Genomic DNA, 23,512 nt, shown 5'->3' on the forward strand with positions numbered 1-23,512 from the left:
GCGGTCTGTGCCGCTCGTTGAGCCGTCCACGCAGACCGGCACAAGCGCCAGCGGTGACCGCCTCATCCGAGGCGTCGCGGTGCTCGTCCTGCTGGGCGTCGCGGGCGCCGCGGCGTACGTCTCGTACCACCACTTCTACGGGCTGGCCATCGCCCTCGGAGAGCGGCACGACATGGCCGTGCTGTACCCGGCGATGTCCGACGGCGTCATCGTGATGGCGTCGCTGGTCATGGTCTACTGCTCGCGGCGGCGCCTGCCTGTGCCGGTCCTGGCGTGGGCGTCCCTGGCCGTCGGCGGCATCGTCACCCTGGTCGCCAACGTCGCGCACGGATGGAACGGCGGCATGGGGTCGCGCCTGCTCAGCGCCCTTGCGCCGGTCGCGTTCGTCGGCGCCTACGAGCTGCTGATGTGGCTCGTGCGCACCGGCCGGAAGGCAACCGAGAGGGTCACTTCGCCCCCCGCGGAAGTGCACGTGTGCCGCCCCGTGGAGAAGGTCGTCGAAGTGGAGCGGATCGTGCAGGTCCTGCCCATCGACCGTTTCGAGGCGGCACGCCTCGCCTTCGAGGACAGCCTCAAGCCGGGCAACAAGCGGGTCGGCCGGCGGGCCCTCATGAACCGGTGGGGACTGGAGCAGCGGGAAGCCGAGGAGATCATCACCGAGGCGGAACAGGCCCACTCCGCAATCGCATGGCCAGCCGCCCCGCAGATGGTGGCCGCTGCGCCCGCCGTGCCGTCTCTCAACGGGTCGTCCACGGCCGGGACGACGGTGACGCCGTGAGGACCGTGTACGTCGTCACCGACGCCCCCCGTGCTCGCCCTGTCCGCGCTCGCCTGCTCGCCGCGCTCGCCGTGCTGCTGCTGGCGCTGGCCTACCTCGGCCACGTGGTCGTGCTGGCGGCCGGCGCGGTCGACGCGCTGCTCGCCGCGGCGCTCGGCACCCGCCGGATCTCGGTGCTGTCCCGCCAGTTCGCCCACGTGGCTCGCGACACCTGGAGAGATGACCTGTGAGCAACGACAGGCCCGGCCGTAGCCGGATTCCCGAGCTGTCGGCCATCCCCTGGGAGGGCCCGGTGGCCGTCACCCAGTACGCCAAGGTGGGGCGCGACCTGTGCCGCGACCTGGGCGAGGAGTTCAACGTGGGCGCCGACGAGCTGTACGCGGTGCTGATCCGGTCGTTCGTCGGTCACCCGGTGCTGGCGGTGCTCGGCGCCCCTGATGTGAAGCTGCGGGCCCGCCGCGTGGTCCGGCGGCTCAAGCGCGCCGCCGAGCTGGAGAAGGGCGCCGGGGTGGAGCTGGTGAAGTTCCACGCCCAGTTCCGTAAGGAGTTCATCGACGTGTTGCCGCAGGCCAAGCCGAAGAAGTCGACGTTCGATTGGGGCAAGGAATGATGGCCACCCGCACCCGCGAGATCGCCACCGTCGAGGAGTCCTCGCTGGCCAAGGTCGCGGCCCGGGAGGTGTCCAAGGCTGCGGCGATCCTGATGCCGTGGCTGGTGGGCCTGCTCGGCTACGGCCTGGCGACCGCCCTGCACTTCGTGCTGTACAGCCCGGACCCGGGCACGATGGGCGCGTGGGCGTCGGTGGCCACGGTGTGCGTGGTCATCCTCACCGGCGTCGCCTACGGCCAGTCCCACGCCCGGGGCGTGTGGGGCAAGACCCACACCACCGCCTCGACGTTCCTCGCGGGGGTCTGGTCGATCGCGTGCATCATCGCCGGGCCCGGCCACCCGGTGATCTGGCGGCTCGGCGTGCTCGGCGGGGTCACCATGGCCCTGACGTGGAACATCCGCACCGTCATCCGGCTGAAGGGGTGGGACGACCCGGGCGCGGTCGCCGACCCGCTGGCGCTGCTGTTCGGCCAGGGCGCCGCGCGCGCCGGGATGCCGGCCGTCGAGGCGCGCACCGTCAAGGCCACCGCGCACAAGGTCGAGGGCGAGGTCCAGTTGGAGCCCGGCCGGCAGACGGCCGACGACCTGCAGAAGAAGGTCGCCTACGTGGAGTCGGGGATCCCGCTGCCGCCCGGGTCGATCGTGACCGCGATCGACCCCGACGACGCGTCCAAGGCCAAGGTCACCATCTCCGACCCCCGCGTGATGAAGCACCCGATTGTGTGGCCGGGCCCGTCCCGGCCGGGAGGATCGATCGCCGACCCGATCCGACCCGGCCTGTGGCAGGACCTGGACGAGATCGCCTACGTCATCGTCGGCCACCACGTGCAGATCATGGGGCAGACCGGCGCCGGCAAGTCCATCGGCGGGGCGTGGAACTTCCTCGCCGAGATCGTCACCCGGGACGGCAGCGCGGACGACAGCGAGGCGGTCGCTGTCTTCGCCATCGACATCACCAAGGGAGACCAGACCCTCGGCCCGCTCGCCGCGGCGCTGCACCGCTTCGAGACCACCAAGGCCGGCGCCAAGGCCCTGCTGAACGAGATGCAGGCCAAGGTGAAGCCCCGCACCGACCAGCTCGCCGCCAAGGGCCTGCAGAAGTGGGTCAAGGGCTGCGGCCTGACCTACTGGGTGCTGTGGATCGAGGAGTTCCCCGACGTCTACGACGCGCTGACCGACAAGGAACAGGAGTCGTTCCTGTCGCTGCTCAAGGCCATCCGCTCGGCCGGCGGCACGGTGGTGCTGTCCCTGCAGCGCTCGGACTACACCCAGATGCCGACCCTGGCGCGCGGCCAGCTCGCCAAGATGTGCTTCGGCGTGGAGAACGCCGCCGATGCGTCGTTCGGCCTGTCGGAGCCGCAGCAGGACGCCGGCGCCCGGCCGGAGCTGTGGTCCAACAAGCAGCCCGGCATGGCCTACCTGGACGCCCCCTCCATCGACGACGGGCGCATCGCGATGCCGCTGCGCACCTTCGCGTGGGGCATCGTCGGCGACGTGTTCGACGACGAGCAGGCCAACGCCGCGATGCGCGCCCACGCCGCGCAGTGGCCGGCCGCTGCCAAGCAGATCGACCCGGGCACCGCCGAGCTGTCCCGCCTCACCCGCACCCCGCACGACGCCGCGGCGCCGCAGGACGCCCCCCTCGACGAGCAGGCCGCCGGCGACGACGATGAAGAGGTGCGCAACGTGGCCAGCGAGTACCTGAACACCGACGACCCCGACCCGACCGTCCAGGCCGGCCTCGACGACGAGATCCCCGACCTCAACGAGGGTGAACCGCCGCTGACGTTCACCGGGCCCGCCCAGCGGATGACGCCCGAGGAGCGAGGCGCGGCGCTGATGCACCACTTGCAGGTGCTGTGGGGCGTGGGCGCCCGGGACTTCTCCTCCGGCGACCTCAAGCCGCTGTGGGAGACCACCGACATGTCCCGGTCATGGGTCCAGAAGCAGCTCAAGCGGCTGGTCGAGGCGGGCATCCTCGGCGGGTACGACGACGAGACGCAGCGCTACCTGATGCCCAAGCGACCCGAGGTCTGATGATCGCGTGGCACCCCTGCGGGTGCCACGGGCGGGGGCATGGGGGGAGGGTTACAGGTCAGAAGGGGTGCCACGGATCGTGGCACCCCTTCGTGGCCCCCTCGTGGCACCCGTCGGTCGAGGGCGTGGCACCCTGCCGTGGCACCCCGTGGCAGCAAGATCAAATCTTGTGCGCGCGCAGCCCACGCGCAGCCGTGCGCGCGCATGGATGGGCGCGACGGCACACCCCGATACACCCGGCGAGGGTGGATGTGTGCCGCCGCGCCCTGCCCGCCCGGCCCTCGGCGACGGTTGCCAGGCCGGGCGGGGGCTCAGTCGTGGTCAAGTTGGCCGAACCACAACCGCACCTGCTCGACACACCACCACTCGGCGGCCTCGCGGGAGTAGTGCACCTTGGCTGGGTACTGGTCGCCGAGGACGAAGAAGCCCTTGCCCTCCCACATGCTTCCGCCGCGGTAGAAGACGGCGCACACCTTGGCGGCGAAGACGTAGCCGGCGAGCGCCTTGGGGTGCGTCACAGACGGCCGCCACTCGACCTTCAGGTCTTTCAGCAGGCAATGCCAGCAGGCGCCCTCGCTCACGGCCGCCGAGCCAGTTCGATCGCCTCTTCGATGGCGGCGAGGGCTGCCAGGTTCGGCGCCATCTCCGCGAGGGCCTCCTGGGCGGCGATGCGCATGCACACGCCTGGCAGGTCGTCGCCGTCGACCGTGCGCCACGCGCCGGCCTTCTCGGCGGCTTCGTCGAACCGGCGCTCGCGGGTCGCCCAGTAGCGGCCGCGGTCACTGCGGAAGATCCGCCAGCCGGTCGCCGTCTCTTCCAGGGTGGGGGGCCTAAGGTTGTCCACGGGTCAGGACCTCGATTCCTGATCAAGGGCCCGTCGCGGTGGTAGCACACCCGGCGGGCCCGCCACGTCACGCGACCCACACTCCACGCTGAGTGACAGCCTTGTGACTCTCCATGAGCGACAGGGTACGCCCGCCTGTACCTACCTGTCACCACCTGTACCTACCCAGGGAGCATCGTCCCAGGTCACCTAGGGTCGAGCATGTGAGCATCGACCTGCTCGGGCCCGAACCGATCTACCGGCAGATCGCGGCCGTCATCACCGAGCGGATCACAACCGGCGTCTACGTTCCGCGCCGCGCCATCCCGTCCGAGGCCGCCCTGGGCGAGGAGTTCGACGTCTCCCGCAACACCATCCGCGCCGCGATCCGTCTCCTCGGTGAGCAGGGCTGGGTGACCACCGTGATGGGCAGAGGAACTTTCGTCGCGGCGGAGGAGTCCTGGCCTGCCGCCAAGGACTGACCCCGGGCATGACGGAAGCGCCCCCGCCCCCTCCGCGTGGGAGGGAGCGGGGGCGTGCCGAGGCGATCCGCAGCCTGGGGAACTAGCGGATCACCTCGCGCCGGTCGGACTGGGCGGCGTTCGGGACGACGTAGGTGATGCCGAGGGCGCCGAGCACGGCGAGCACGATGGTCACCCACTCGCCGGTGACGATGACGCCGTCGCCGCTCGCGGTGTAGAGCGCTGCGACGCCAGCGGCGGCGCCGGACACGATGGCCTTGGCCACAGAACCGATCTTGAGCATGGCCTCTCCAGGGAGGACAGGGCCGCCGGATAGCGGCCGGGACTCGGGGTGGTGTGCTCCACGCCCTCGAGCGCGGGGCGGGGTCGCCGGTTAGGAAGCCGGCGACGGGGACGGACTCGGCGCCGGCGTGAAGGTGCAGGAGAACGTCCACGTCGCCGACGTCGACTGCGCGGTCACCTTGGTGCACGAGTCGGTGCCCGCGGGCTTCCTGAACACGAGCTTGGTCGGGAGCGCAGGCACGCCGGTGACCGACGGCAGGGTGATGCGCCGCTCGGTGGACTTGCATGCGCCGGCCGAGCTCTTGGCCAGGTTGTTCCGCTCGAGCACCCGCAGGTACCCGGTGCTCTTGGACACGCAGCCGCCGTACGCCTTGGCGGGCTCGGTGGCGGTCGCCGCGGCGCTGGCGCCGACGGTCGGCAGGGCGACCAGGGCGAGCGCAGCCACGGCAAGGACAGGCTTGGTCAGCCTCATTTCTTCTCCTTCGGTTCCGGCTCCCACACCCATGTGAGCAGCCAGGTCTCGGCGTCGACCACGCCGTTGATGGGCATGCCGACGGTGCGCTGGACGGTCTCGGCGGCCCGCTTGGAGTCGGCGCCGAACACCCCGTCCACGTCCAGCGGGGGCACGAACCGGCGGGCGCCTCGCTGCCAGGTGGCCACGTCGTCGCCGCGCATCATCGGCATCTTCAGCCGCAGCTCGCGCACGTACTCGGGGACGGGGTTGTCGTCGCCGTCCACCGGCTTTGGGGCGGGCTTTGAGGGGGTGACACCCGGCCGGGGCGCGCCGCGCTTCACCCACGCGTACAGCGGGCCGCCGGGGCAGTCGGTGGCGTATCCGTCGCGGTGGCCCTTGATCTCGTGGCCGGCGCCGCCGTGGGCGCGCAGGTAGTCGATGGCGTCGAGGATGCCGAGCAGCATCCCGTCGGGCGGCTGCACCAGGCCCGCGTTCCCGACCAGGCCGAGCACGGCGTAGTGGTCGCTGTTCAGCCCGGGGCCGTTGGCGGCCGGCAGGTGACCGGGGCCGCGGCCCACGAACACCTTGCGGTGCGGGCAGGCCACCATCGAGTAGCCGATGTCCAACCAGCCGTTGCCGTCCATGTGCATGCGCTGGATGGCCCGGACGGCGAGGACACACCGGTCGTGGTCGTCCACCACGCCCGGGTCCACCCGGCCGCCGGTGTAGTGGACCTTGACCCCGTGGGTGGAGCGCAGCGTGCTGTAGGAGCCCTTGGGGGCGCGGGCGCCCCACTGGGCGCGGGTCACCAGGTCAATGGCCACGGCGGGCCCCCTTCCGTCGGCGGACGTCGTTGCGCTTGCCCTTGATGAGCAGACGGAGCCTGTCGGCGAGGATCGCGGCGACCGCCGCCAGTGCCAGCCGCGCCCACTCCATCGGGGTGGCCGGGCGGTCCTGCCAAGCGGTGCCGCCGGACAGCAGCAGCGCGGTCCACATGCCGAGAACCAGAGCGATCACGCCCATGAAGGCGAACAGGTGGCGGCCCTCCTCTGAGGTCCACCAGCGGAACCAGCAGCCGTAGAAGACGGCGCAGGTGAACGCGAGGACCGCACACAGCAGCACCAGGGCGCTACCCAGCGGATGGATCACCGGTCCCCCTCACCGCGCGCCGGAACATCTCGGCGAACCCGTTGCGCTCCAAATGCCGGCGAGATTTCGCCACCACCTCGTGCACCTCCGGCCACCGGTCGCACACCTCGGCCAGCCGCTGCTCGGCTTCCTCGCGCGCGCGCCGGGCCTCCTCGATGCGCCGCAGCGCCTCCGGGCTGGGTTCCACCTGCATGTGTCGTCTACGGCGCCACCACATCGCGTTCCTCTCCGCCGTGGTGCGCCAGCGACTCGACGATCGCGTTGGTCGTGCGCGCCGTCTGCAGCAGTTCGCCGATCTGCGCCACCGATTCGCGGCTGGCCGCGGTCGTCGACTCGGCGGCCGCCTTCCATTCGCTGGCCTCGGAGGTCTTCTCTTCGATCCGCTTTTCGAGGACGGCGAGCAGCTTGTCGACGTAGGGCTTTGGCATGAGCCGCCCGGTGAACACCATGCCGAGGACGACCAGGAGCAGGCCGAGGGCCCCGAGTTGTACGACGGGTAGCTGTACCCAGTCCATCGATCACCGCTCTCGTCAGGTGTATGAGGGGTGCCGCCCGCGCGCGTTCCCCGGTGCGTTGAGTCCCTTCACCGACATCGGGGTGCCCAAGGGCGCGGACGGCACGTGTGTGGGGGTAGGGCTCGGGTGCCGCCCGGACGGAGATGAGGGACCGGGCGGCACGACTCGTGAAGGTGCGAGTGCCGCCCGCGCCCGAGCCGTCACGGGCGGCACGATTGGCCGGGTCAGGAGTCCAGCAGGCCCGCGTTGATCAAGGAGATTCTCAATGCGTTGTGCGCGTCCTTGACTCCGGTGAGGCCGACCCAGATGTTGTGGCCCCAGGTGCTGTTGTAGGTGGCCGGCCCGTCACCCGAGACGATGGCCGGGGCCGGGTCGACGGCCGCGGCCTGCGGGATCTCCGGGAGCGTGGAGTAGGAGCCGATCGGGGTGTGCACCCGGATCACCGAGCCATCGAACTGGAGGACGGCGCCACCGCTCGGCGTGCCGGGGTCACCGGTCAGGGGGATGAAGAAGGCGGTGCTGGCCTGGGTGATGGGCACGCCGGTGACGGTGGTGACCTGGGCGGTGAGCCGGTCCAGGTCGCGGCGTAGCTGGGTGACGAGCCGGACAAGGTCGGGGCCTTGGGTGGCGTAGGGGTCGAATTTCACGCGGCCTCCTCAGCGATGATGAGTTCGAGCATGTCCTTGCCGTCGCTGCGGGTGGCCGGGGTGAAGCCGTAGCCGATGAGCCGGCGGGCGCGCTGGGCGTTGCCGAACCAGTCGTCGTTGAGCACGAAGCGGATCATGGCGCCGATGCCGTTGAAGTTGAACGCCGCGCCCTTGCCGAGCACGACGTTGGCCGAGAAGACGCGTGTGACGCCCGCCGTACGCCTGGCGTAGTAGGTGCCGTACCGCTCCAGCTCGGTCATGTCGGTGGATGCGAGGGGGTGCTGGGGCCGCTGGTCGATGAGGGGCCATCCCGCGAGGAGGTGGCCTGTCGCCTCGATGAGGGAGGACCGCATGGGGACGGTCGTCTGGGTGGCGTCCTCGGCCTCCGGTGTGCCGCCGATGGCGCGGAACCGTGTGCCGCCCTGCAGCGCGCTGTAGATCTCTTTCCACTCGGTGACCTCGCCGCCGTGGTAGCCCTCGGTGAAGACGTACTCCTCGTCCAGCACCATGTGCGGAGACCCGAAGTCGATGCGCCGCTGGATCGTCCCGCCGACCAGGGTGGGGTTGGAGACGTAGGCGAACCCGTCATGGGTCTGCGCGTAGTCGCGCAAGACCTTGCCGTAGAAATCGTCCACGTTCGCCACCAGCGGCCGAACAACGCCGGAGGTTCCGCCGGCGAGCTGGAACCCCGGGTTGGAGCGGGGGTCGGCGGCCATGTGCAGGATGAACGCGCGCGCGACGTCGAGTTGGTCGCCGTCCAGCTCGACGTCTTCGGTGAGCGCGACGGACTGCATGTAGGCGTCCAGCGTGGAGCCCTGCAGCGTTACGCCCAGGCCCAGCTTGCTTGACTTGGCGGGGATCGCGGTGTGCAGCCAGTTCGCGCCGACGAGTTCGCCGGACCGCCAGGAGTGCACCACGAGCCGGCCGGGCCCGGTGGACAGGTCGGTCGGGTCGAGAGGGACGATCTCATACAGCTTCCGGGCCTCGCGCCGGTTGGCGATCGGCACGAAGCCGGTCCAGGCGCCGGCCTCGTCCTCGCGCCGGTCCATGTGGACCTGGTCGAGCTTGTCGAGGTCGCCGCGGTACTCGCCGGTCAGGTAGTCGTGCACGGTGTAGCGCATCGTCGTGTTGCCCCGGGTGGGGGTGAACGACGGGAATCCGGGCGGGGTCGGGGGTGTCCCGCCACCGCCGACGCTGGTCTTGGAGCCGACGATGATGGTGACGCCGACGTAGGAGCGCACCTGTCCGTCGATGGCCGGGAACGCCACGATGGGGAGCGGCTCGGACGACACCAGCGCGCGGGTCGCCAGGGTCGAGACCAAGAAGACGCTGGAGTCCTGGATGGCCTGCTCGGTGAACCCTGCCGGGACGCCGATGTGGTCGGCGGGGGTGCCGCCAGTGGGGACGGCGGAGACGAACCGCACGTCGAGGCTGGAGGCCGTGGCCGGGGTGATGGCCGGCGTCAGGGCCGTGTCGGTGACGAATGTCAGCTGGCGGACGTCGACCTGGACGGCTGAGGGGTCGCCGCCCTTCACGGTGAGCACGGCCAGGGTGACGTCCGCGAATTCCTCCGGCGCGGGGACGTCGTACTCGTCCGGCTCAGAGGAGGTGGCGGTCTTGCGCCACACCCGGACGCCGCCGTTGTCGAGGCCGACCTGGTCGACGATCGGCGTCCCCCAGCCGCCCGACGGCGGGCCGAGCTCGCCCAGGGGGTCGACCCACGTGCTGGCGAACAGGAACATCACGTCGCCCGCGGCGACGGCCGGGCGAGGGATACTGCCCGAGCCCTCATGTACGACGGCCGTGACATCGCGCACATCAGCGGGCACGCCGGCTACCTCCCGTCAGGGTCAGATCCACGCGTGGCGCCATAGCGCAGTTGCGGCCGGGGCGGTGCCGGTCTCGGTGGTGTAGGTGATGTACGAGGAGCCGCGGCCGAGCACCCAGTCCGGGACGCCGACGTTGGAGTCGGTGGTCAGCGCGCGGATCTTGGAGTCGTCGCCGATGGCCGCGGTGCCGTTGAACGGGTCGATGATGAGGTTCTGGCCCGCCGGTACCTCCAGGTCGAACCCGATGACCCGCACGTCCTCGGTGCCGTCGGCGAGCGTCCGTTCGATCACCAGTTCCGGCCCGTTGGCCGGTCCGGGGCAGCGGATCAGCGGATGGGTGGTCGTGTTGCCGGTGTTGAAGACGCCCACCGTCCCGCCGTCGGGGATCGTCGCGGAGTTGAGTTCCCGCGAGTAGAGCCGCGGGTTGGCGGCCGTCCATTGAACGATGGCTTTCACCAGTCCAAACCGCCATGCCTGCTCGACGGGCGCGGCGCGGTTGGTCACCGCGGCCTGGATGACGCGGATGTCATCGCCGAGTTGGATGGCCAGCGGCAGTTCCTCGTCGGCCTCCGCCAGGGGCAGCGCGTCGAGGAAGTCCTGGGCGGCCTGGTGGATCTGGCCGGCGGGTGCCCGGATATTCAGCTGGTATTCGATGATCCGGGGCTTGGCGAGCTTGCGGCCGGACATGGCGCCGTGGCTGGAGGGGTTGTCGACGTTGCCGTTGTCGATGGGCGGCAGGTCGACGCCGGCGCCGATCAGGTCCAGCCACTGGTAGCGGGTGAAGCCGCCCATCTTGAAGCCGTTGTAGGACAGCTGGGCGTGGCCGTCGAGGTCGTCGCCGGGGTTCACCGGGACGATCACCGTGGGGGCCGGCACAGCCCAGGCGGCGGCGATCGGCGCGGGGGACACCGTGACGTTCTTGAACGCCTCGACAGCGGGCGCGGGCATCGTCCAGGCGGCCGAGACGACGGGCGGATCCACGGGGGTGACCGGGTCGCCGGTGTAGACGCTCGGAGCGGGGATCGTCCACGGCGCGCCGACGGGCGCCGGGCCGGTGCCGGTGCCCAGCGACACGGCCGGCGCCGGCACCGTCCACGGCGCGTTGACGGGGCCGGGGGTGGCTTCGGCGGGGATGGCGACGGGGATGCGGGCCTTGCGCCGGCCGAGACGCCAGGCGATCGGCGGCCCGTCCTCGGTGGTGGCGCCGGTGCCGCCGGACAGGGTGCGCCCGCCGCCGCCATAGTCGGTGGTCTCGGCGCGCACGAACGGGTACCAGGCGCGCAGCTCGTCGGGCGCGGAGGTGGCGCGGGCGGGCATGTACTGGAAGGCTTCCGCCTCCAGCTCCGACTGCGACAACGTCGCGCCCCAGATCTTGAGCGCGGCGATACAGCCGTTGAGCTGCCGGTTGTCGTACACCGGCTTGCCGATGCGCAGGTTCGTCGCGGTGACGCTGCTCGACCCGTTCGTCCAGGTGGACACCGTGAAGCTGGTGTCACCGGCGGCGCGGGTGAGCATCGTGCCGTTCGCGCCGTTCACCGAGATGCCGACGTAGTACCAGGTGCCGACGGTGATGGCCCGGGCGCCCTGCACCGTGCCGGCGTTGGAGTCGCGGAACTGCAAGGTGGTGCCGTCGGTGTCGGTGCGCAGGTAGGTGTTGCCGAAGCCCGAGCTGTTGCCGTCGTCCAGCGACCAGATGCCGGCGATGTCGTTGGTGTCGGTCGAGATCTTGACCCAGCAGGTGACCGAGTACTGGGTGATGGCGCCCCAGGTCAGGGTCTTGGTGTACTCCTGCCCGGTGCTGGAGAACCTGACCGCCACGACTCACCGCCTATCAGGTGTCGGAGTAGGAGAGCCGGACCGAGGACAGCGCGGCGTCGTTGGCGAGGTTGTCGTTGGCGTGTGAGCCGAGCCGGGACACCCGGAGCCACACCTCGTCGGCGGCGGCGACGCTGTCGAGGGATGTGCTGGAGATCGTCACCGTCGCCTTGTGTAGGCGCTTGCTGGTGGTGCCGAGGTGGGCGTCATCGACGGCGACGGCCGTGGCGAACGCCTTGGTCTCGACGTCCTGGCTGTCCGACTCGGGGGTGATCGCGGCCAGCGCGACCTCCCAGCGGACGGTGCCCGTGGTCGCGTTGACGGCGTACCAGATGATGTCCACGGTCCAGTTACCCGAGCCGTAGCCGAGCGCCTCCAGCTTGAAGTACGCCTTCTCGTCGGCGCTCGCGTCGTAGAGCAACCTGGTGACGGGGAAGTTCGTGCCTTGGATGCGATCGAACGCCGGGAACGCCGACGCGGCGAACTGCGCCTCCTCGGGGAGGAGGTCCTGCCTTACGGTGGCCACGCGTCCCTCCCTATGGGGTGTAGTCGAGGCGCGCGACGCCGGACGGGTCGTTGGTCACCAGGAACGTGCCGTCTTGGGTTTCGAGCGGGGCCCCGAACCACACCGCGAGGAAGATGCGGTTGGACTTGTTCGGCCAGTAGTTGATGTATCCCTCGGCGATGATCGTGCTGTTGGGGATGGAGATGTTGTCGTAGTCGTAGACCATGACCCCGCTGGAGGCGACGAGGGTCGTGCCGGTGACCGTCGGCCCGCCGGCGGTGTACCCGGCGCCGGAGGACTGGCCGCTGTTCCACGGCGCGGCGTTGTAGGCCGTGTCGGTGTTGAAGTTGGGGGTGATCGAGCTGCCCCAGAAGGCGGCCTTGCCGTCCTCGGCGGTCAGGTCGATCGCCAGGGCGGTCGGGTCCCACTGGTCGACCTGGGTGGCCCCCATGAGGCCGCTGGCGGTCCAACCCATCAGGAACCTCCTCGGCTCGCGCGGGCGCGTGCGCGGATGGTGGGCGGGGTGACGGCGACCGATCCCTCGGGCACCGGGTCGGCCGACGGCTGCCCGGACACGGTGGTACCGGACAGCGCCTCCATGGCGGCGATGAGCGGGCCATGGTCGCGCTGGAGCTGGGCGAGCCGCTCGCCGTCGCCGTCTCGTTCGGCCTTGGCGATGGCATCGATGGCGCGCAGCCACCTGCGGGTCTCGGCGTAGGACGCCATAGCTTGCTTCTTGGCCGCCCGAGAGTCCTCGGTGGGTTCCTCGGTGTGCGCGTCCTTGGCGGCCTGAAGCTGGTCGAACTCGTCATCGCACGCCGCTTCGAGCTCCCGCTCCGCGCGTGCCCTGCCTCGTAGCCTCACCGGCCACCTCCAGAGATCAGCGACCCGCGAACGACGGCGGGGCGCACGGTGACGTCCTTGTGGTCGCCCTTGTGCCAGTGCTCGCGGGTGAGGACCAGGGCGCCGGAGTCGGTACGCCACCGGACCAGGCGGACCATGCGCAGGCCGCGCCGGAACTCCTTGCGCTGCGGGCGGGACCGCCCGGGGTCGAACTGCAGCGACCGCAGCCGCTTCAGATCGGCCATGGTGTACGGCTGGATGCCCATGGCGAAACCGCCTTCCTGTGCTGGTGGGGGGTGGTCAGACGGCGCCGCGCATCGAGTACTGCAGGCCCATCTGTGAGCCCATGCGATCGATGTCGGCGTCCTCGCGGATGACGGGGTCGTGGACGTGGACGACGACCGGTGGCTGCCCGCCTCCGGCGTAGGAGGAGGGCTCGACGGACCCGGGTGGGTTCTTGGGCGGGTTGCGGTCGTAGGTGACGTCGTTGGGGTCGCTGCGCCGCGGCGGTTTGGGCGGGTCGGGCGCCGGCGGCGGTTTGATCGCCTTGACGTCCAGGCCGAACTTCGCGCCGCCGAGCAGGCGGGCGATCTCGCCGTCGGCCGCGTTGACCCCGAACAGGTCGGCGGTCTCGTTGCCGCCGAGCACCTGGGCGATCTTCTTCTTCGCCTTCTTCATCGTGGCGGAGATGACGCCGTCCAACGTGGCGGTCAGGTGTCCCTCGCCGGACTTGATGCCGTTGGCGAAGCCGAGCATGACGTCGCCGCCGATCTCGTGGAACACCTTCGACGGCGAGGCGATGCCGAGCAGGTTCTTGGCCCCTTGGATCGCGTCGCCGATGACCTTCTTCACCGAGTCGATGACCTTGGATGCCATGGCCTTGACCCCGTTGATCAGGCCGTTGATCAGGTCCTTTCCGGCCGAGAGCAGCAGGTTGCCAAGGTTGCCGAGGGCGGACAGGATCTTGCCGGGCAGGCCCTTCACCAGGGTGATCGCGTTGGAGATGCCGGTCGTCACCGCGGTCTTGATCTTGGTCCAGGCGTCGCCGATGAACTTGGTGACGGTGTCCCAGGCGAGTTTCGTGCCGGTCTTGATCACGTTCCACGCGCCGTCGATCACCGACTTCACCGCGTCAACAGCACCCTGGAAGATCGACTTGATGCCGTTCCACAGCCCGGTGAAAAAGGACTTGATCGCGTTCCAGATGGTGGCGTTGGTCTGCTGGATCGCTGCCCACACCCGGGCGATCAGGTTGCGGACCCATTCGACGTGGGCTTGGAAGACGGCCTTCAGCGCCGACCAGAAGTTCGAGAACCATTCGGTGATCGAGTTCCAGACGGCGACCGTCTTTTCCTTGATCCACTCCCAGGCGGCGGCGATGGCGGACTTGATGGTGTCCCAGTTGGCGACGATCAGCGCCACCAGGGCGACCACCGCGGCGATGATGATGCCGATGGGGCCCATGGCGATCAGCCAGGCGGCGGCGACCCGGGCGGCTTGCAGCAGGGACTGCGCGCCCATGAGCACCCAGCCGGCCACCACGCGGACCGCGGTGAGCGCCATGGAGGCGACCATCCGGGCGGCCTGGGCGGCGAACTGTCCCGCTGCCACCGCCGCGGAGGCGACGAACCGGCCGAGCGCGGCTACGGCTTGAGCGGTGCCGGTGACCGCGGCGGCCCCGATCTTGCCGAGCCACGCGCCCGCGGACGCCAGGCCCTGGGCCGCTGGGCCGATCTTGCCGATGCCGTCGACGAGCAGGCGGATGCCGGACACCGCCGGGCCGAGCTTGGCGCCGAGGGTGCCGGCCACCGCGGTGAAGGCGAGCACCTTGGCGACCACCTCTTGGGCGGGCGCCGGCAGGGAGGTCAGGACCGAGGCGATCGCGCCGAGCGGGCCGACCAGGACCGGCAGGACGGAGCCGAGCGAACGCGCGGCCTGGCCGAGCAGGGAGAACACCGTGGCGATCTGCTGCTGGCCCTGCGCCGACTGCGACCAGGCGGCGAACTTCGAGGTCAGGGATTCGATCGTCGCGAGCAGGTCGCCGCTGCCCTGGCCGGCGTTCTTGAAGATGTTGATCAGCCCGGTGCCGATGTCGCCGGCGATCCGGCCGAGGGCGGCCAGGGTGTCGCCGGCCCGCTGGACCACGCCGGCGAGCTTGTCGGCGCCCTCCTTGGAGGTGAGGAACGCGGCGGCGGTCTTGGCGCCGGCCACTGCCCACCCGGCCATGCGCTGCATGAGGGGGATGCCTGCGGTGGCGAGCTTGAGCACGATGGTGACCAGCGGGCCGACCGCGCCCTTCAGGGTGTTGAGCGCCCCGGTCGTCCCGGTGAAGATCTTGGATAGCGCGCCGCTGAACATGGGCGTCGTGGCGGTCTTGATGGCCTCTTTGGCCATGCCGTTCAGCGCGCCTGCCACCCCCACCATGCCGCCCTTGACGACGGGCAGCACGGGAAGCAGGCCGGACAGTTGCTTGCTCAGTCCGGCGAACAGGGTCTCCTGGATGGCCGACTGCGCGGACTTCAGGGGGCCGATGAACTTGCCCGCCTCTGTCGCGAAGGCGCGCGCCGAGGGGGAGAGCGCGTCCAGGGCGGCCTTGGCGGTCTTGGCGTCCCCGGTGGCCAGCGCCCCCAGGGCCGTGCTCATGCCCTCTACGCCGACTTTGGCGGTCAGGGTCGCGACCTTGACGGCGGCCATGGCGGCGGGCATCGCCAGCATCGCGCCGGCCGCCGGAGCCAGCGCGGCGCCGAGTTGCACTGCCCCGCCGGCCAGCGCGACCATGCCGGAGGCTTTGGCGACGCCGTTGAACTTCTGCGCCCGGGCCACCAGGGAGTCCATGCCGCCCAGGGCCTGGTTGACCCCCGACTTGAACTGCTTGGTGTCCATGCCGAGCTTGACCAGCAGGCTCTTGAGGGTGGCCATGTCTCACCCCCTGGCGGTGCTGTATGGAGTTGTCGTCAGTCCTGCGGGGCGGGTTGAGCGTCGGCGCCGCCCAGGACGGCGTTGATCCTCCGGGCCTTGGCGTACAGCTCCTCGGGGGCGACCGGCTCGCTGGCGTCCCAGCGCAGCAGCACGTCCTCCATGCGCAGGGCGCGTTTGTTCTTGCCGCGGTTGGCGTTGAGCAGGTTCGTGGTGATCTGCGCGGCGTGGTAGTCGCCGCGGACCGGGCCGAGCGGGCCGGTCATCTTCTCGTAGACCATCCACTCGGTCAGCTCGCGCGAGGAGATCTCGGCCAGCAGCCGGCCCACGGTCATCCCCAGGTGGGAGGCCAGGCGGAAGGCGAAGCGCCGCTCTGGGCGGCGCCTCATTCCCCCTCGAGTTCCTCCATGTCCTTATCCGTGAGGCCGGACAGGCGCTGAGCTGTCTCGAAGACCTGCTGCAGCGCGGCCGCGCTCTTGAGCGACAGGGCGCGGACGTCCTCCTCGCCGAACACCAGCTGCCCGCGCTCGTCGACCATGGACAGCTGGGCGAGCTTGGCGCGGGCGCCCAGCACGCGGGGGGCGCCGGACTTGTCCAGCAGGCCGGCCTCGAACTTGTCGCGCTCGCGGCCGGTGAGCGACCGGACCCGCACGGTGCCGCCCCACTGCGGGACGGGCACGTCCTCGTAGACGCGGTCGTCGGCGGCCAGGATCTGGTCGCGGGTCAGGTACCCCGTCGCGGGCTTGTCGGTGGTGCTGGTGGCCATCAGGCGGATGCTCCGATCAGGACGATGTCGTAGACGACGGCGCTGCCGGCGCCGGAGTTGGCGATCTGCAGCAGGTCGCCGGTGGAGGGGGTGACGGCGTAGCCGGTGGCGTCGGCCTGGCCGGCGGCGAGTGCCAGCAGAGCGCCGGGACGAAGGACGATCTTGTCGGTGGCGTCACCGAAGGCGGTGGCGAACCCGTTGGACGCGGCGCCGCCGACGACGACGTTGTTGACGTTGGTCTTGGCCGCGACGATGAGGATCGCCTTGATGCGGGCGAAGGTCAGGGAGGTGCCCAGCGCGTCGGTGAGGCCGGCCGCCAGGTCCAGGGAATCGCTGCTGGAGGCGGCGACGGTGCGGCGGTCGGAGAACACCAGGTCGGCCTTGCCGGCGCCGGTGCCGCTGGTGAGCTCCAGGACCTGGCGCACGCTCAGCGGCACCTGGGCCGAGGCCAGGTCGAGCGTGCTGGCCTGCGTGGCGGTGAGAGCCACGATGAGTTTGGTATCCAGGGACACGCGATCCTCCTAGGAGATGACCGGCTGGCCGGTCACCTTCAGCGTGATCTCGGCGGTCAGCAGGTCGTCGTGGGGTCCCTCCGGGGAGAACCCGGTCATGATGGCCTTGAAGTCCCACTGGGCCCCGGTGATGGCCGGCCAGATCAGCCGGTAGTCGCGCGGCTCGTCGTCGTCGAAGTCGCCGACCAGCACGTCATGCAGCCGCGGGTCGTAGCGCAGCTCCAGGCTGACCTCGCCGCCGTCCTTCAGCCCGCCGACGAACTCCCGCCACCCGTTCGGCGAGGAGTGGTGGGTGGCGTCGTAGGCCTCGCGCTCCATCTCCGGGCCGCCGATGTTGGCCACCGCGGCGATGGAAGTGAACACCGGACTGACCTGCATGTCGGACCGCTGCAGCTGGCAGCCGTACCCGTCCACACCGGACATGTCGATCTCCTATCTGGGTTCGGTGAGCCAGACCCGGTACCGGGCCTGGCCTTGCCTGAGGTTGGGGTCGGCGACCCGGCGCACGCCGTTGGCGACCCGGGCGATGCTGACCAGCTCCCAGCCGTCCACCTCGAGCTCGACCCGGTCCAGCAGCCGGTCCAGGTGGCCGAGGATCTGGGCGGACTGGCCGAACCCGCGGTAGGCCGACCAGACGTTCAACGTGACCAGGACCTCCCAGCCCTTGCGGTCGTGGGTGTCCATCGGCTTCTCGGTGATCTCGGCGAACGCCACGTAGGGGTTGTCCTTCGCCTCGGGGACCTCGTCGAACACCCCGGCGATCAGCGCGCCGAGGTCGGCGTCCCCGGCGAGGCGGGCGTACACCGCGCGCTGCACGGCCCAGATCGCGCTCATCCGGGTAGGTGCCTGTCGATCGCGCGGCGGGTGAACTCCTCCAGCCGGTCGTTGCCCTCCTCGGCGGCCGGCTCCAGGAACGGATCAGCGGTGATGGACTCGGTGCCGCGCTCGATGAACGTGCCGTAGTAGGCGTCCTTGTCGAACACGCCCACCTGGGCGGTCATCTTGGTCGCCGAGACCCGCTTGTCGATGTGGGCCTGCAGGAACCCGGTGTCGACCCGCACGTCGGCGACGGCCAGGGCCTGCACGTGGTCGGCCCACTCCTGGGCCACCTCGGCGCCGGCCTCGTCGATGTCGTGGGTCATCCGGTACAGCTGCCGTCGCAGGGGGCCGGCGTCGATGTCGATCTTCACGCGTCCTCCTCGCTTTGCCGCCGCCGGCAGTCGGCGCGCAGGTAGACCGGTTCGGAGGGGGTGTAGACCTCGGTGACCAGCAGCACCCGCTCGCCGTCGATGAGCTGGTCGCCGCGGCGGACGTCCGCTTCGGGCAGCAGGTACACCGGGTAGGTCAGGTCGGCGCCGTACTGGTCGCCGGTCTCCCGCTCCACCGCGGTGGGCTGGGAGAGGCGGGCGCGGACGGTGCCGGCCGCCTGCCAGGTGGTGACCTGGCCGCCGCCTCCGTCGCCGGTGGTGTGCGGCCGCCGTACCTGCAGGGTCCGGTTGAGAAGCCGGTCGGGGATTCTCATGGCAGCCGGTAGTGGTCGAGCAGGGCGGTGTCGGCGCCGCTGAGCACCACCTTGTCGGACTTGCTGTAGGTGACCGCGTAGTCGCCGATCGATTCGGCGGCGTGCCCGGACGGGTTCGGCAGGCGGCGCGCCACCGCGGCGCACACCAGCTCGAGGATGGAGGCGGGTATCGGGTCGTAGCCGCATGTCCAGGTGACGCCGATCGACTGGTAGGTGTCGGGCCAGCATCCGCCGTCCAGGCGTTTGACCAGCCCGATCACCGACCAGCGGTAGGCGGTCGGGGCGAGCTCGACATCGTCGATGGTGACGGCGGTGATGTCGGTGACGTGCAGCGCGGGCAGTTGCAGGACGCGGCCGCCGCTGCCGTCCACGGTGATGGTCTCGGGCCCGGTCTGGGAGATGGGCCACCCGCAGTAGTCGCGCACCGCCTGGGAGGCCGCCTCCAGCAGCATCTCGGCGCGCGCGGTGTTGGTGACCGGTGCGTCCAGGTAGGTGCCGAGCTGGTCGACGGTGGCCAGTGGTGCCACGGGTCAGCCCTTGTCGTCGCCGGCGGCCGCGGCCTTGTTCGCCGGGCGCGCCGCCTTCCTGGTGTCGCCCTGCTCGTCGGCGGCCAGGTCCTTGGCGGTCAGGCCGCGCTCGCGGGCGTCCTCCTCGGACAGCAGGAGCGTGGTTTCGGTGTTGTTGATCCGCACCCGGTACGGCTTGAGATCCATGGTGTCCCCTTCTCGTGCAGGTGGTGGCGTCGGCCCGCCCGGCGAGGGTGTGGGCGGGCCGACGGGTCTACAGGCCGGTGACGGTGACGAACGCGGTCGGCCGGGTCACGGCGAACGCGATCCGCTCCTCGGCGAGGATGGCCACCAGGTTGCGGATGAAGAAGTCGGCGTGGCTGTCGGTCATGGTGACCGTGGTCTGCTCGCGGTCCCACAGCACGGCCTTGGAGAAGTCGCCGAGCAGCGCGGTGCCGGCGGAGATGGCCTCGGACTCCACCACCGGGACGCCCCACAGGGTGCGCGGGCCGATCCCGAAGGGGCCCTGGCCGTAGAAGCGGGTCTGGCCGTCCACGGCGGTGTCGACCTTCTCCACCTCGGCGGGGTTCATCACGATGCCGTTGGGGGCGACCCGGCCGACGGTGCGGGCCTTGGTGAGCGCCTTGCGGACCGCGACGAACAGGGTGTCGCTGCCCTTGGCCTGGGTCTGGATGCCCGAGGTGGACAGGATGCCGGTCAGGTTCTCCCCTGAGCCGGACCCGCTGAGGATCTGGGTCTCCTCGGTCTCGGCCAGGTCGGCCTCCAGCTCGTCGTTGATGAGCCCTTCGAGCTGGGCGACGTCGGCCAGGGCGCGCTTGGTGGCCGGCACCCACTCGGCGATCGTCTTGACGGTGGCGGTCTTGCGCTGGAACGCCCACGCCCCCTCGGGCTTGTAGCCGCCGTTGGCGTCGAGCACCAGCGCGCCGGCGGTGCCGGGGGCGGTCGGCGCGGCCGAGCTGGTCGCCTCGGCCACCGGCGCCGCGGCGTTGGTGTGGGAGGTCTGCACGACGTACTCGACGGTGTCGGAGCCGGTGCGCCGCACCGAGATCAGGTCGCGCAGGCGCAGCTCCCTGCGGCCGAGCGGCTCGACGATGTCAGTGCGGTCGGGGACGACGAACGCGCCGGCGCTGGTGGCCGATCCGCCGACGAACAGCCCCTTGACCTGGATCGGGTCGGACTGGACGCGCTGCCGCTCCGGGATGTGCTTGCGGCCGAACTCGTCGGTGCCGAACGCGCCCATCATGGCGGTGAACTGCGCGGACTTGACGACCTGCTGGGCGAGCGGGACGCGGGCCGAGCCGGGGACCAGGATGCCCTTCTGGGCGTCCAAATCGGCCTTGGCGCCGTCCATGCCGAGCTCATCGGCCAGGGCCTTGGCCTGGTCCAGCACGGCCTCGTCCGCCTTGGCCGCGCGGATCTGGGCGAGCAGGTCGCGGCCCTTGGCCATGTGGCCGTCGAACTCGCCGCGCTCCGCGTCGGTCATGGCGCGGGATTCGGCCTGCGCCTTCTCCGCGATCTCGCGGGCCGCCTTGGCGGCGGTGTTCGCCTCCTCCTGGAGGCGCTGCAGCCGGGTCATGGCTGTCCTCTCTTCTACAGGGAGTGGAGGGCGCGTTCGAGGTCGAACGCGTCCAGCGCCGACAGGTCGTCAGCGGCACCGGGCCGGGCGGGCTCGTCGACCTTGCCCCGGGCGGGGTCCTCGGTCTTGGCCGGCGGGGGCGGTGTGGCCTTGCCTTCGTCGGTGGGGGTGGTGTCGAGTTCCGCGAGCACGTCGCGGATCAGCCCGGCGGCCTCACGCAACCGGGACTCGTTCTTGGTGCTCAGCACGCGGCCGGCCTTGCCCAGGGCGGCCTTGACGTCGAGCAGGTCGGTGTTCTGGTTGGCGCCCACCAGGGTGGGGCCGACCTCGTACAGCTTGAGCTTGCGCAGCTCGTAGTAGGGGTCGGCGTCCTTCTCCTCCACATACGCGCCGTCCTCGACGTCGTAGGCGAAGGAGAACTGGGTGACCCGCCTGCCTTTGAGCAGCCGGTACACCTGGGCGGCCTTGGGGGCGTCCAGGTCCAGGCGCGCCTTGACCCACAGGCCCTCGCCGCGTTCCTCCGCCTCGAGCACCTCGCCGATGTGGTAGTCGGGGTCGTGGGACATGTGCGACCACAGCACCGGGATCGGGTTGCCGGCGGCCTTCCAGTCGGCGAGGGTGCCGGCGAACGCACCAGGGATGATCTTGTCTCCGACGCTGTCGAGGTCGTAGGTGGCGACGATGGCCTCGAACACGCCTTCGTCGGTGCCCTCGTGGGTGCCCGCGGCCTTGATGTGGACTGGGCAGGTCTTGATCCGCATCAGCTCTCCTCGCGGGTCAGGGTCATGTCGCAGGTGCATCCGGCCCGCTCGTCGAGGGCGAGCTTGGGGTCGCCGGGCCAGCGGCCGCCGTTGGAGAACAGCTCACCGACGGCGGCCTTCTGGCCCGACAGCGCCGCGTGGCTGGGCCGCGGCCGCGGGTGGGTGGTCAGCCACGTCTTGTGGGTGTAGCCGGCCCGTTTGGCGGCGTCCTCGGTGGCGAAACCGCTGATCGCGGTGACCTGGGTGCGGGCGATTTGCGGGCCGCGGGAGCCCTTGGCGATGGTGAAGACCGTCTTGATGGCCTCCAGCGGGTCGGTCTCGGCCAGCGCCAGGGCGATCTGCGCCGCGGTGGTGGCGCTGACCCCTTCGGCGACGCCGGCGGCGTTGGCCTCCAGCCAGCCGACCATCGCGGCGACGGTCAGGGTGCCCGGGTCGACCTCCAGCACCTGCTGCAGCTTGGCCAGCACCTGCTCGGCGATGTCGGTGTTGAGCTGGGCCAGGATCGAGGTGAGCTCCTTGGCCCACCGCGGCACGTCGAACAGATCTTCGACGGTGAGCGAGGTGTCGGCGCCGGCCCGCGACAGCACGCTGCGCGACTGCCGCTCGAAGAACTCGGTCAGCAGCTTGGTGGCCTGCTCCACCAGGTCGTCCCCGGCCATCGCCTTGACCGCGGTCAGGTGGAGCGCCTTGACGCGGCGGGCCTTGGGCGCGGCCTCGGGCGGCGCCGAGTCGGTCGGGGATGCCTGCCCGCCGGTCAGCACGTTCAGCGGCACGATCAGCTCGTCCGCGCTGTCGATCTGCGGCAGGTTCATCCGGGCGCGGGCCTCGTTGCGGGTCAGCCACGGCCCGCCGACGGCGGTCTGCAGTTGCCCGGCCTGCTCCTCGAAGGATCCGCGCAGCTTCTCGGCCAGGTTGAACTCCACATACACCTGGCCGGAGTCGTCCAGGTCGGGCAGCAGCTGCAGGTGGATCTCCTCGGAGATCATGGTGAGCCACGGGCCGAGGGTGTCCTGGTAGAGCTGCTTGTGCTGCTCGGTGATGTTGGAGAACGTGGCGTTGTCCAGCAGCCCGACCATCGGCGGCGGGATGTGGTAGGCCGCGGCGACCTCCTCACGGGTCAGCTTGCGCGCCTGCACGTACTGGGCCTGCTCGGCGGTGAAGGCGACCTTCTCGAACGTCATGCCGTCCTCGAGGATCGGCGTCCCACCGGCCTCCGGGCCGTCCCCGGCGTACAGCGACCGCCAGCCCTCCTTGAACCGGCGGCGCGCGCCGTCGGACCAGTTCGCGCCGGCCGGGCGGGTGATGATGCCCGACATGCGTGCCCCCGACCGCCACATCTGCTGGCGGTACCGGCCGGCCTCGTACTCCTCGATGAGCAGCTGGCGCAGCGTCTCGATCGGCGAGGTGCCCACCCGGGCGTCGTCGGGGTTGTAGCCGCGGAAGTGGATGACCTGGTCGGCGGGGAAGTCGCGCTGGCCGTGCTTGCCCTTCAGCCGGAACCGCTCGGCGCCGAACATCAGATCACCCAGCGGGGTCACCTTGCGCGGGTCCAGGCGCAGCAGCGCGCCCGGGCGGCCGTCGTCGGCCTTCAGCTTGAGCTGGTAGGCGACGTCGTAGATGCCGATGTCGTGCACCAGGGTGTCGATCCACCGGTAGCGGGTGGTGCGCGGGCTGGGCCGGGCCAGCAGCACGCTCAGCGGGTGGTCGCTCAGCCGGCGCCGGTCGACGTCGGAGATCCGTTCGAAGGTGTGCAGGCCGAGCTGGGCGATGTTGCGGGCCAGGAAGTCCACCACCGTGCGCACCGCGGGCTGGGTGCGCCAGATGGTCGCATAGTCCTGGGTCAGGGTGTCCGACAGCTGGACGCGGTAGGCCGGGGCGGCGCTGCTGGACTCGCCCAGCCGGCGCAGCTGCCCTTCGGAGACGACGAACGTCACGCGCCACCTCCCGGCAGGACCTGCACCCACGACACCCGGGAGCGTTCGATGACGACTTCGCCGTCCACACCGGTGGGCCCGTCGGCTGCGAGCAGCTGGGCGTCGCGCAGCACCAGCAGCGGGCCGCGGCGGGCCCAGATGATGCCGGTGAAGGCGGTGCCGTCGACCAGGGAGACCACGACGCGGCGACGGGCCATCGTGCGCCAGAACGCGAACACGGGCACCTCCTG

General features: G+C 70.7%; 34 protein-coding genes. 5 read left to right on the plus strand and 29 right to left on the minus strand.

Features of this window, described 5'->3' with window-relative positions:
• Positions 1–7 precede the first annotated feature (7 nt).
• Genes ACWEN6_RS24910 through ACWEN6_RS24925 form a run of 4 tightly spaced genes read left to right on the plus strand, consistent with a single transcriptional unit; the run spans position 8 to position 3,424 of the window.
• Positions 8–778, plus strand: a complete 771-nt coding sequence (locus tag ACWEN6_RS24910; RefSeq protein ID WP_452573220.1) for a DUF2637 domain-containing protein — start codon at positions 8–10, stop codon at positions 776–778.
• Entirely contained in the window at positions 775–1,008 is a 234-nt protein-coding gene (locus tag ACWEN6_RS24915) for a hypothetical protein (RefSeq protein WP_452573222.1), read from the plus strand. Before ACWEN6_RS24910 ends, ACWEN6_RS24915 begins: the two co-directional genes overlap by 4 nt.
• Positions 1,005–1,388, plus strand: coding sequence for a hypothetical protein (locus ACWEN6_RS24920; protein ID WP_452573224.1), 384 nt, complete (start codon positions 1,005–1,007; stop codon positions 1,386–1,388). Before ACWEN6_RS24915 ends, ACWEN6_RS24920 begins: the two co-directional genes overlap by 4 nt.
• Positions 1,388–3,424, plus strand: a complete 2,037-nt coding sequence (locus tag ACWEN6_RS24925; RefSeq protein ID WP_452573226.1) for a hypothetical protein — start codon at positions 1,388–1,390, stop codon at positions 3,422–3,424. The genes ACWEN6_RS24920 and ACWEN6_RS24925 overlap by 1 nt, the downstream gene beginning before the upstream one ends.
• A gap of 311 nt (positions 3,425–3,735) precedes the next feature.
• Here ACWEN6_RS24925 and ACWEN6_RS24930 read toward each other — a convergent pair whose 3' ends face one another.
• Both ACWEN6_RS24930 and ACWEN6_RS24935 read right to left on the minus strand, forming a co-directional pair.
• A complete protein-coding gene (locus ACWEN6_RS24930) occupies positions 3,736–4,005 on the minus strand; it encodes a hypothetical protein (RefSeq protein ID WP_452573228.1) in 270 nt (89 codons plus the stop codon).
• Positions 4,002–4,268 (minus strand): hypothetical protein, encoded by a 267-nt coding sequence (locus ACWEN6_RS24935; protein ID WP_452573230.1) that lies wholly within the window; start codon positions 4,266–4,268, stop codon positions 4,002–4,004. Before ACWEN6_RS24935 ends, ACWEN6_RS24930 begins: the two co-directional genes overlap by 4 nt.
• 203 nt (positions 4,269–4,471) lie before the next feature.
• On the opposite strand from ACWEN6_RS24935, the gene ACWEN6_RS24940 reads away from it, so the two are divergent.
• Positions 4,472–4,729 (plus strand): GntR family transcriptional regulator, encoded by a 258-nt coding sequence (locus ACWEN6_RS24940; RefSeq protein ID WP_452573232.1) that lies wholly within the window; start codon positions 4,472–4,474, stop codon positions 4,727–4,729.
• An 82-nt stretch (positions 4,730–4,811) separates the two neighbouring features.
• On the opposite strand, the gene ACWEN6_RS24945 is transcribed toward ACWEN6_RS24940, so the two are convergent.
• The 27 genes from ACWEN6_RS24945 to ACWEN6_RS25075 form a co-directional block, all read right to left on the minus strand.
• The gene (locus tag ACWEN6_RS24945; RefSeq protein WP_452573234.1) at positions 4,812–5,012 is read right to left on the minus strand and encodes a hypothetical protein; all 201 of its coding nucleotides are present in this window, start codon (positions 5,010–5,012) and stop codon (positions 4,812–4,814) included.
• 90 nt (positions 5,013–5,102) lie between these two features.
• A complete protein-coding gene (locus ACWEN6_RS24950; RefSeq protein ID WP_452573236.1) occupies positions 5,103–5,483 on the minus strand; it encodes a hypothetical protein in 381 nt (126 codons plus the stop codon).
• Positions 5,480–6,289, minus strand: coding sequence for a peptidoglycan recognition protein family protein (locus ACWEN6_RS24955; protein WP_452573238.1), 810 nt, complete (start codon positions 6,287–6,289; stop codon positions 5,480–5,482). The genes ACWEN6_RS24950 and ACWEN6_RS24955 overlap by 4 nt, the downstream gene beginning before the upstream one ends.
• Positions 6,279–6,614, minus strand: a complete 336-nt coding sequence (locus ACWEN6_RS24960; RefSeq protein WP_452573240.1) for a putative phage holin — start codon at positions 6,612–6,614, stop codon at positions 6,279–6,281. Before ACWEN6_RS24960 ends, ACWEN6_RS24955 begins: the two co-directional genes overlap by 11 nt.
• Positions 6,595–6,807: a DUF7620 family protein gene (locus ACWEN6_RS24965; protein WP_452573242.1), complete on the minus strand. Its 213-nt coding sequence runs from the start codon at positions 6,805–6,807 to the stop codon at positions 6,595–6,597. The genes ACWEN6_RS24960 and ACWEN6_RS24965 overlap by 20 nt, the downstream gene beginning before the upstream one ends.
• 7 nt (positions 6,808–6,814) lie before the next feature.
• Positions 6,815–7,129, minus strand: a complete 315-nt coding sequence (locus ACWEN6_RS24970; RefSeq protein WP_452573244.1) for a hypothetical protein — start codon at positions 7,127–7,129, stop codon at positions 6,815–6,817.
• A gap of 224 nt (positions 7,130–7,353) precedes the next feature.
• Positions 7,354–7,776, minus strand: a complete 423-nt coding sequence (locus ACWEN6_RS24975) for a hypothetical protein (protein ID WP_452573246.1) — start codon at positions 7,774–7,776, stop codon at positions 7,354–7,356.
• A complete protein-coding gene (locus ACWEN6_RS24980) occupies positions 7,773–9,605 on the minus strand; it encodes a hypothetical protein (protein WP_452573248.1) in 1,833 nt (610 codons plus the stop codon). Before ACWEN6_RS24980 ends, ACWEN6_RS24975 begins: the two co-directional genes overlap by 4 nt.
• Positions 9,606–9,626: 21 nt before the next feature.
• Positions 9,627–11,423, minus strand: coding sequence for a LamG-like jellyroll fold domain-containing protein (locus ACWEN6_RS24985; RefSeq protein ID WP_452573250.1), 1,797 nt, complete (start codon positions 11,421–11,423; stop codon positions 9,627–9,629).
• Between the two features lie 13 nt (positions 11,424–11,436).
• Complete coding sequence (locus tag ACWEN6_RS24990; protein ID WP_452573252.1) at positions 11,437–11,946, minus strand: hypothetical protein; 510 nt, start codon at positions 11,944–11,946, stop codon at positions 11,437–11,439.
• A gap of 10 nt (positions 11,947–11,956) precedes the next feature.
• Positions 11,957–12,400, minus strand: a complete 444-nt coding sequence (locus tag ACWEN6_RS24995; protein WP_452573254.1) for a hypothetical protein — start codon at positions 12,398–12,400, stop codon at positions 11,957–11,959.
• Positions 12,400–12,789 (minus strand): hypothetical protein, encoded by a 390-nt coding sequence (locus ACWEN6_RS25000; protein WP_452573256.1) that lies wholly within the window; start codon positions 12,787–12,789, stop codon positions 12,400–12,402. Before ACWEN6_RS25000 ends, ACWEN6_RS24995 begins: the two co-directional genes overlap by 1 nt.
• Positions 12,786–13,034 (minus strand): hypothetical protein, encoded by a 249-nt coding sequence (locus ACWEN6_RS25005; protein ID WP_452573258.1) that lies wholly within the window; start codon positions 13,032–13,034, stop codon positions 12,786–12,788. Before ACWEN6_RS25005 ends, ACWEN6_RS25000 begins: the two co-directional genes overlap by 4 nt.
• 34 nt (positions 13,035–13,068) lie before the next feature.
• Positions 13,069–15,687 carry a phage tail protein gene (locus ACWEN6_RS25010; protein WP_452573260.1) on the minus strand — a complete coding sequence of 873 codons (2,619 nt, stop codon included), beginning with the start codon at positions 15,685–15,687 and terminating at the stop codon, positions 13,069–13,071.
• A gap of 35 nt (positions 15,688–15,722) precedes the next feature.
• Complete coding sequence (locus ACWEN6_RS25015) at positions 15,723–16,073, minus strand: phage tail assembly protein T (protein WP_452573262.1); 351 nt, start codon at positions 16,071–16,073, stop codon at positions 15,723–15,725.
• Positions 16,070–16,450, minus strand: a complete 381-nt coding sequence (locus ACWEN6_RS25020; RefSeq protein WP_452573264.1) for a hypothetical protein — start codon at positions 16,448–16,450, stop codon at positions 16,070–16,072. The genes ACWEN6_RS25015 and ACWEN6_RS25020 overlap by 4 nt, the downstream gene beginning before the upstream one ends.
• A complete protein-coding gene (locus ACWEN6_RS25025) occupies positions 16,450–16,962 on the minus strand; it encodes a hypothetical protein (RefSeq protein WP_452573266.1) in 513 nt (170 codons plus the stop codon). The genes ACWEN6_RS25020 and ACWEN6_RS25025 overlap by 1 nt, the downstream gene beginning before the upstream one ends.
• Before the next feature lie 9 nt (positions 16,963–16,971).
• Positions 16,972–17,385, minus strand: a complete 414-nt coding sequence (locus ACWEN6_RS25030; protein ID WP_452573268.1) for a phage tail tube protein — start codon at positions 17,383–17,385, stop codon at positions 16,972–16,974.
• Positions 17,386–17,394: 9 nt separating this feature from the next.
• Positions 17,395–17,796: a DUF3168 domain-containing protein gene (locus tag ACWEN6_RS25035; RefSeq protein WP_452573270.1), complete on the minus strand. Its 402-nt coding sequence runs from the start codon at positions 17,794–17,796 to the stop codon at positions 17,395–17,397.
• A complete protein-coding gene (locus ACWEN6_RS25040; protein WP_452573272.1) occupies positions 17,793–18,152 on the minus strand; it encodes an HK97 gp10 family phage protein in 360 nt (119 codons plus the stop codon). The genes ACWEN6_RS25035 and ACWEN6_RS25040 overlap by 4 nt, the downstream gene beginning before the upstream one ends.
• A complete protein-coding gene (locus ACWEN6_RS25045) occupies positions 18,149–18,484 on the minus strand; it encodes a head-tail adaptor protein (RefSeq protein ID WP_452573274.1) in 336 nt (111 codons plus the stop codon). Before ACWEN6_RS25045 ends, ACWEN6_RS25040 begins: the two co-directional genes overlap by 4 nt.
• On the minus strand, positions 18,481–19,011 hold the full coding sequence (locus ACWEN6_RS25050) for a hypothetical protein (protein WP_452573276.1): 531 nt from the start codon (positions 19,009–19,011) through the stop codon (positions 18,481–18,483). Before ACWEN6_RS25050 ends, ACWEN6_RS25045 begins: the two co-directional genes overlap by 4 nt.
• A gap of 3 nt (positions 19,012–19,014) precedes the next feature.
• A complete protein-coding gene (locus tag ACWEN6_RS25055) occupies positions 19,015–19,197 on the minus strand; it encodes a hypothetical protein (protein ID WP_452573278.1) in 183 nt (60 codons plus the stop codon).
• 67 nt (positions 19,198–19,264) lie between these two features.
• On the minus strand, positions 19,265–20,587 hold the full coding sequence (locus ACWEN6_RS25060) for a phage major capsid protein (RefSeq protein ID WP_452573280.1): 1,323 nt from the start codon (positions 20,585–20,587) through the stop codon (positions 19,265–19,267).
• Positions 20,588–20,601: 14 nt separating this feature from the next.
• A complete protein-coding gene (locus ACWEN6_RS25065) occupies positions 20,602–21,348 on the minus strand; it encodes an HK97 family phage prohead protease (RefSeq protein WP_452573282.1) in 747 nt (248 codons plus the stop codon).
• Positions 21,348–23,282 (minus strand): phage portal protein, encoded by a 1,935-nt coding sequence (locus tag ACWEN6_RS25070; RefSeq protein ID WP_452573284.1) that lies wholly within the window; start codon positions 23,280–23,282, stop codon positions 21,348–21,350. The genes ACWEN6_RS25065 and ACWEN6_RS25070 overlap by 1 nt, the downstream gene beginning before the upstream one ends.
• Positions 23,279–23,500 carry a hypothetical protein gene (locus tag ACWEN6_RS25075; RefSeq protein WP_452573286.1) on the minus strand — a complete coding sequence of 74 codons (222 nt, stop codon included), beginning with the start codon at positions 23,498–23,500 and terminating at the stop codon, positions 23,279–23,281. Before ACWEN6_RS25075 ends, ACWEN6_RS25070 begins: the two co-directional genes overlap by 4 nt.
• Positions 23,501–23,512: the final 12 nt, after the last annotated feature.

This window comes from Sphaerisporangium sp. NPDC004334 (genome assembly GCF_053602655.1).

Bases quoted from the DNA above. Each gene is read 5' to 3' on its own strand.
- ACWEN6_RS24925 (WP_452573226.1), top strand. From the start codon at position 1,388: ATGGCCACCCGCACCCGCGAGATCGCCACCGTCGAGGAGTCCTCGCTG.
- ACWEN6_RS25020 (WP_452573264.1), bottom strand. From the start codon at position 16,450: ATGGCCACCAGCACCACCGACAAGCCCGCGACGGGGTACCTGACCCGC.
- ACWEN6_RS25030 (WP_452573268.1), bottom strand. From the start codon at position 17,385: ATGTCCGGTGTGGACGGGTACGGCTGCCAGCTGCAGCGGTCCGACATG.
- ACWEN6_RS24995 (WP_452573254.1), bottom strand. From the start codon at position 12,400: ATGGGTTGGACCGCCAGCGGCCTCATGGGGGCCACCCAGGTCGACCAG.
- ACWEN6_RS25010 (WP_452573260.1), bottom strand. From the start codon at position 15,687: ATGGCCACCCTCAAGAGCCTGCTGGTCAAGCTCGGCATGGACACCAAG.
- ACWEN6_RS25045 (WP_452573274.1), bottom strand. From the start codon at position 18,484: ATGAGAATCCCCGACCGGCTTCTCAACCGGACCCTGCAGGTACGGCGG.
- ACWEN6_RS25060 (WP_452573280.1), bottom strand. From the start codon at position 20,587: ATGACCCGGCTGCAGCGCCTCCAGGAGGAGGCGAACACCGCCGCCAAG.
- ACWEN6_RS25065 (WP_452573282.1), bottom strand. From the start codon at position 21,348: ATGCGGATCAAGACCTGCCCAGTCCACATCAAGGCCGCGGGCACCCAC.
- ACWEN6_RS25005 (WP_452573258.1), bottom strand. From the start codon at position 13,034: ATGGGCATCCAGCCGTACACCATGGCCGATCTGAAGCGGCTGCGGTCG.
- ACWEN6_RS25015 (WP_452573262.1), bottom strand. From the start codon at position 16,073: ATGAGGCGCCGCCCAGAGCGGCGCTTCGCCTTCCGCCTGGCCTCCCAC.
- ACWEN6_RS25055 (WP_452573278.1), bottom strand. From the start codon at position 19,197: ATGGATCTCAAGCCGTACCGGGTGCGGATCAACAACACCGAAACCACG.
- ACWEN6_RS24970 (WP_452573244.1), bottom strand. From the start codon at position 7,129: ATGGACTGGGTACAGCTACCCGTCGTACAACTCGGGGCCCTCGGCCTG.
- ACWEN6_RS24950 (WP_452573236.1), bottom strand. From the start codon at position 5,483: ATGAGGCTGACCAAGCCTGTCCTTGCCGTGGCTGCGCTCGCCCTGGTC.
- ACWEN6_RS24965 (WP_452573242.1), bottom strand. From the start codon at position 6,807: ATGCAGGTGGAACCCAGCCCGGAGGCGCTGCGGCGCATCGAGGAGGCC.
- ACWEN6_RS25035 (WP_452573270.1), bottom strand. From the start codon at position 17,796: ATGAGCGCGATCTGGGCCGTGCAGCGCGCGGTGTACGCCCGCCTCGCC.
- ACWEN6_RS24945 (WP_452573234.1), bottom strand. From the start codon at position 5,012: ATGCTCAAGATCGGTTCTGTGGCCAAGGCCATCGTGTCCGGCGCCGCC.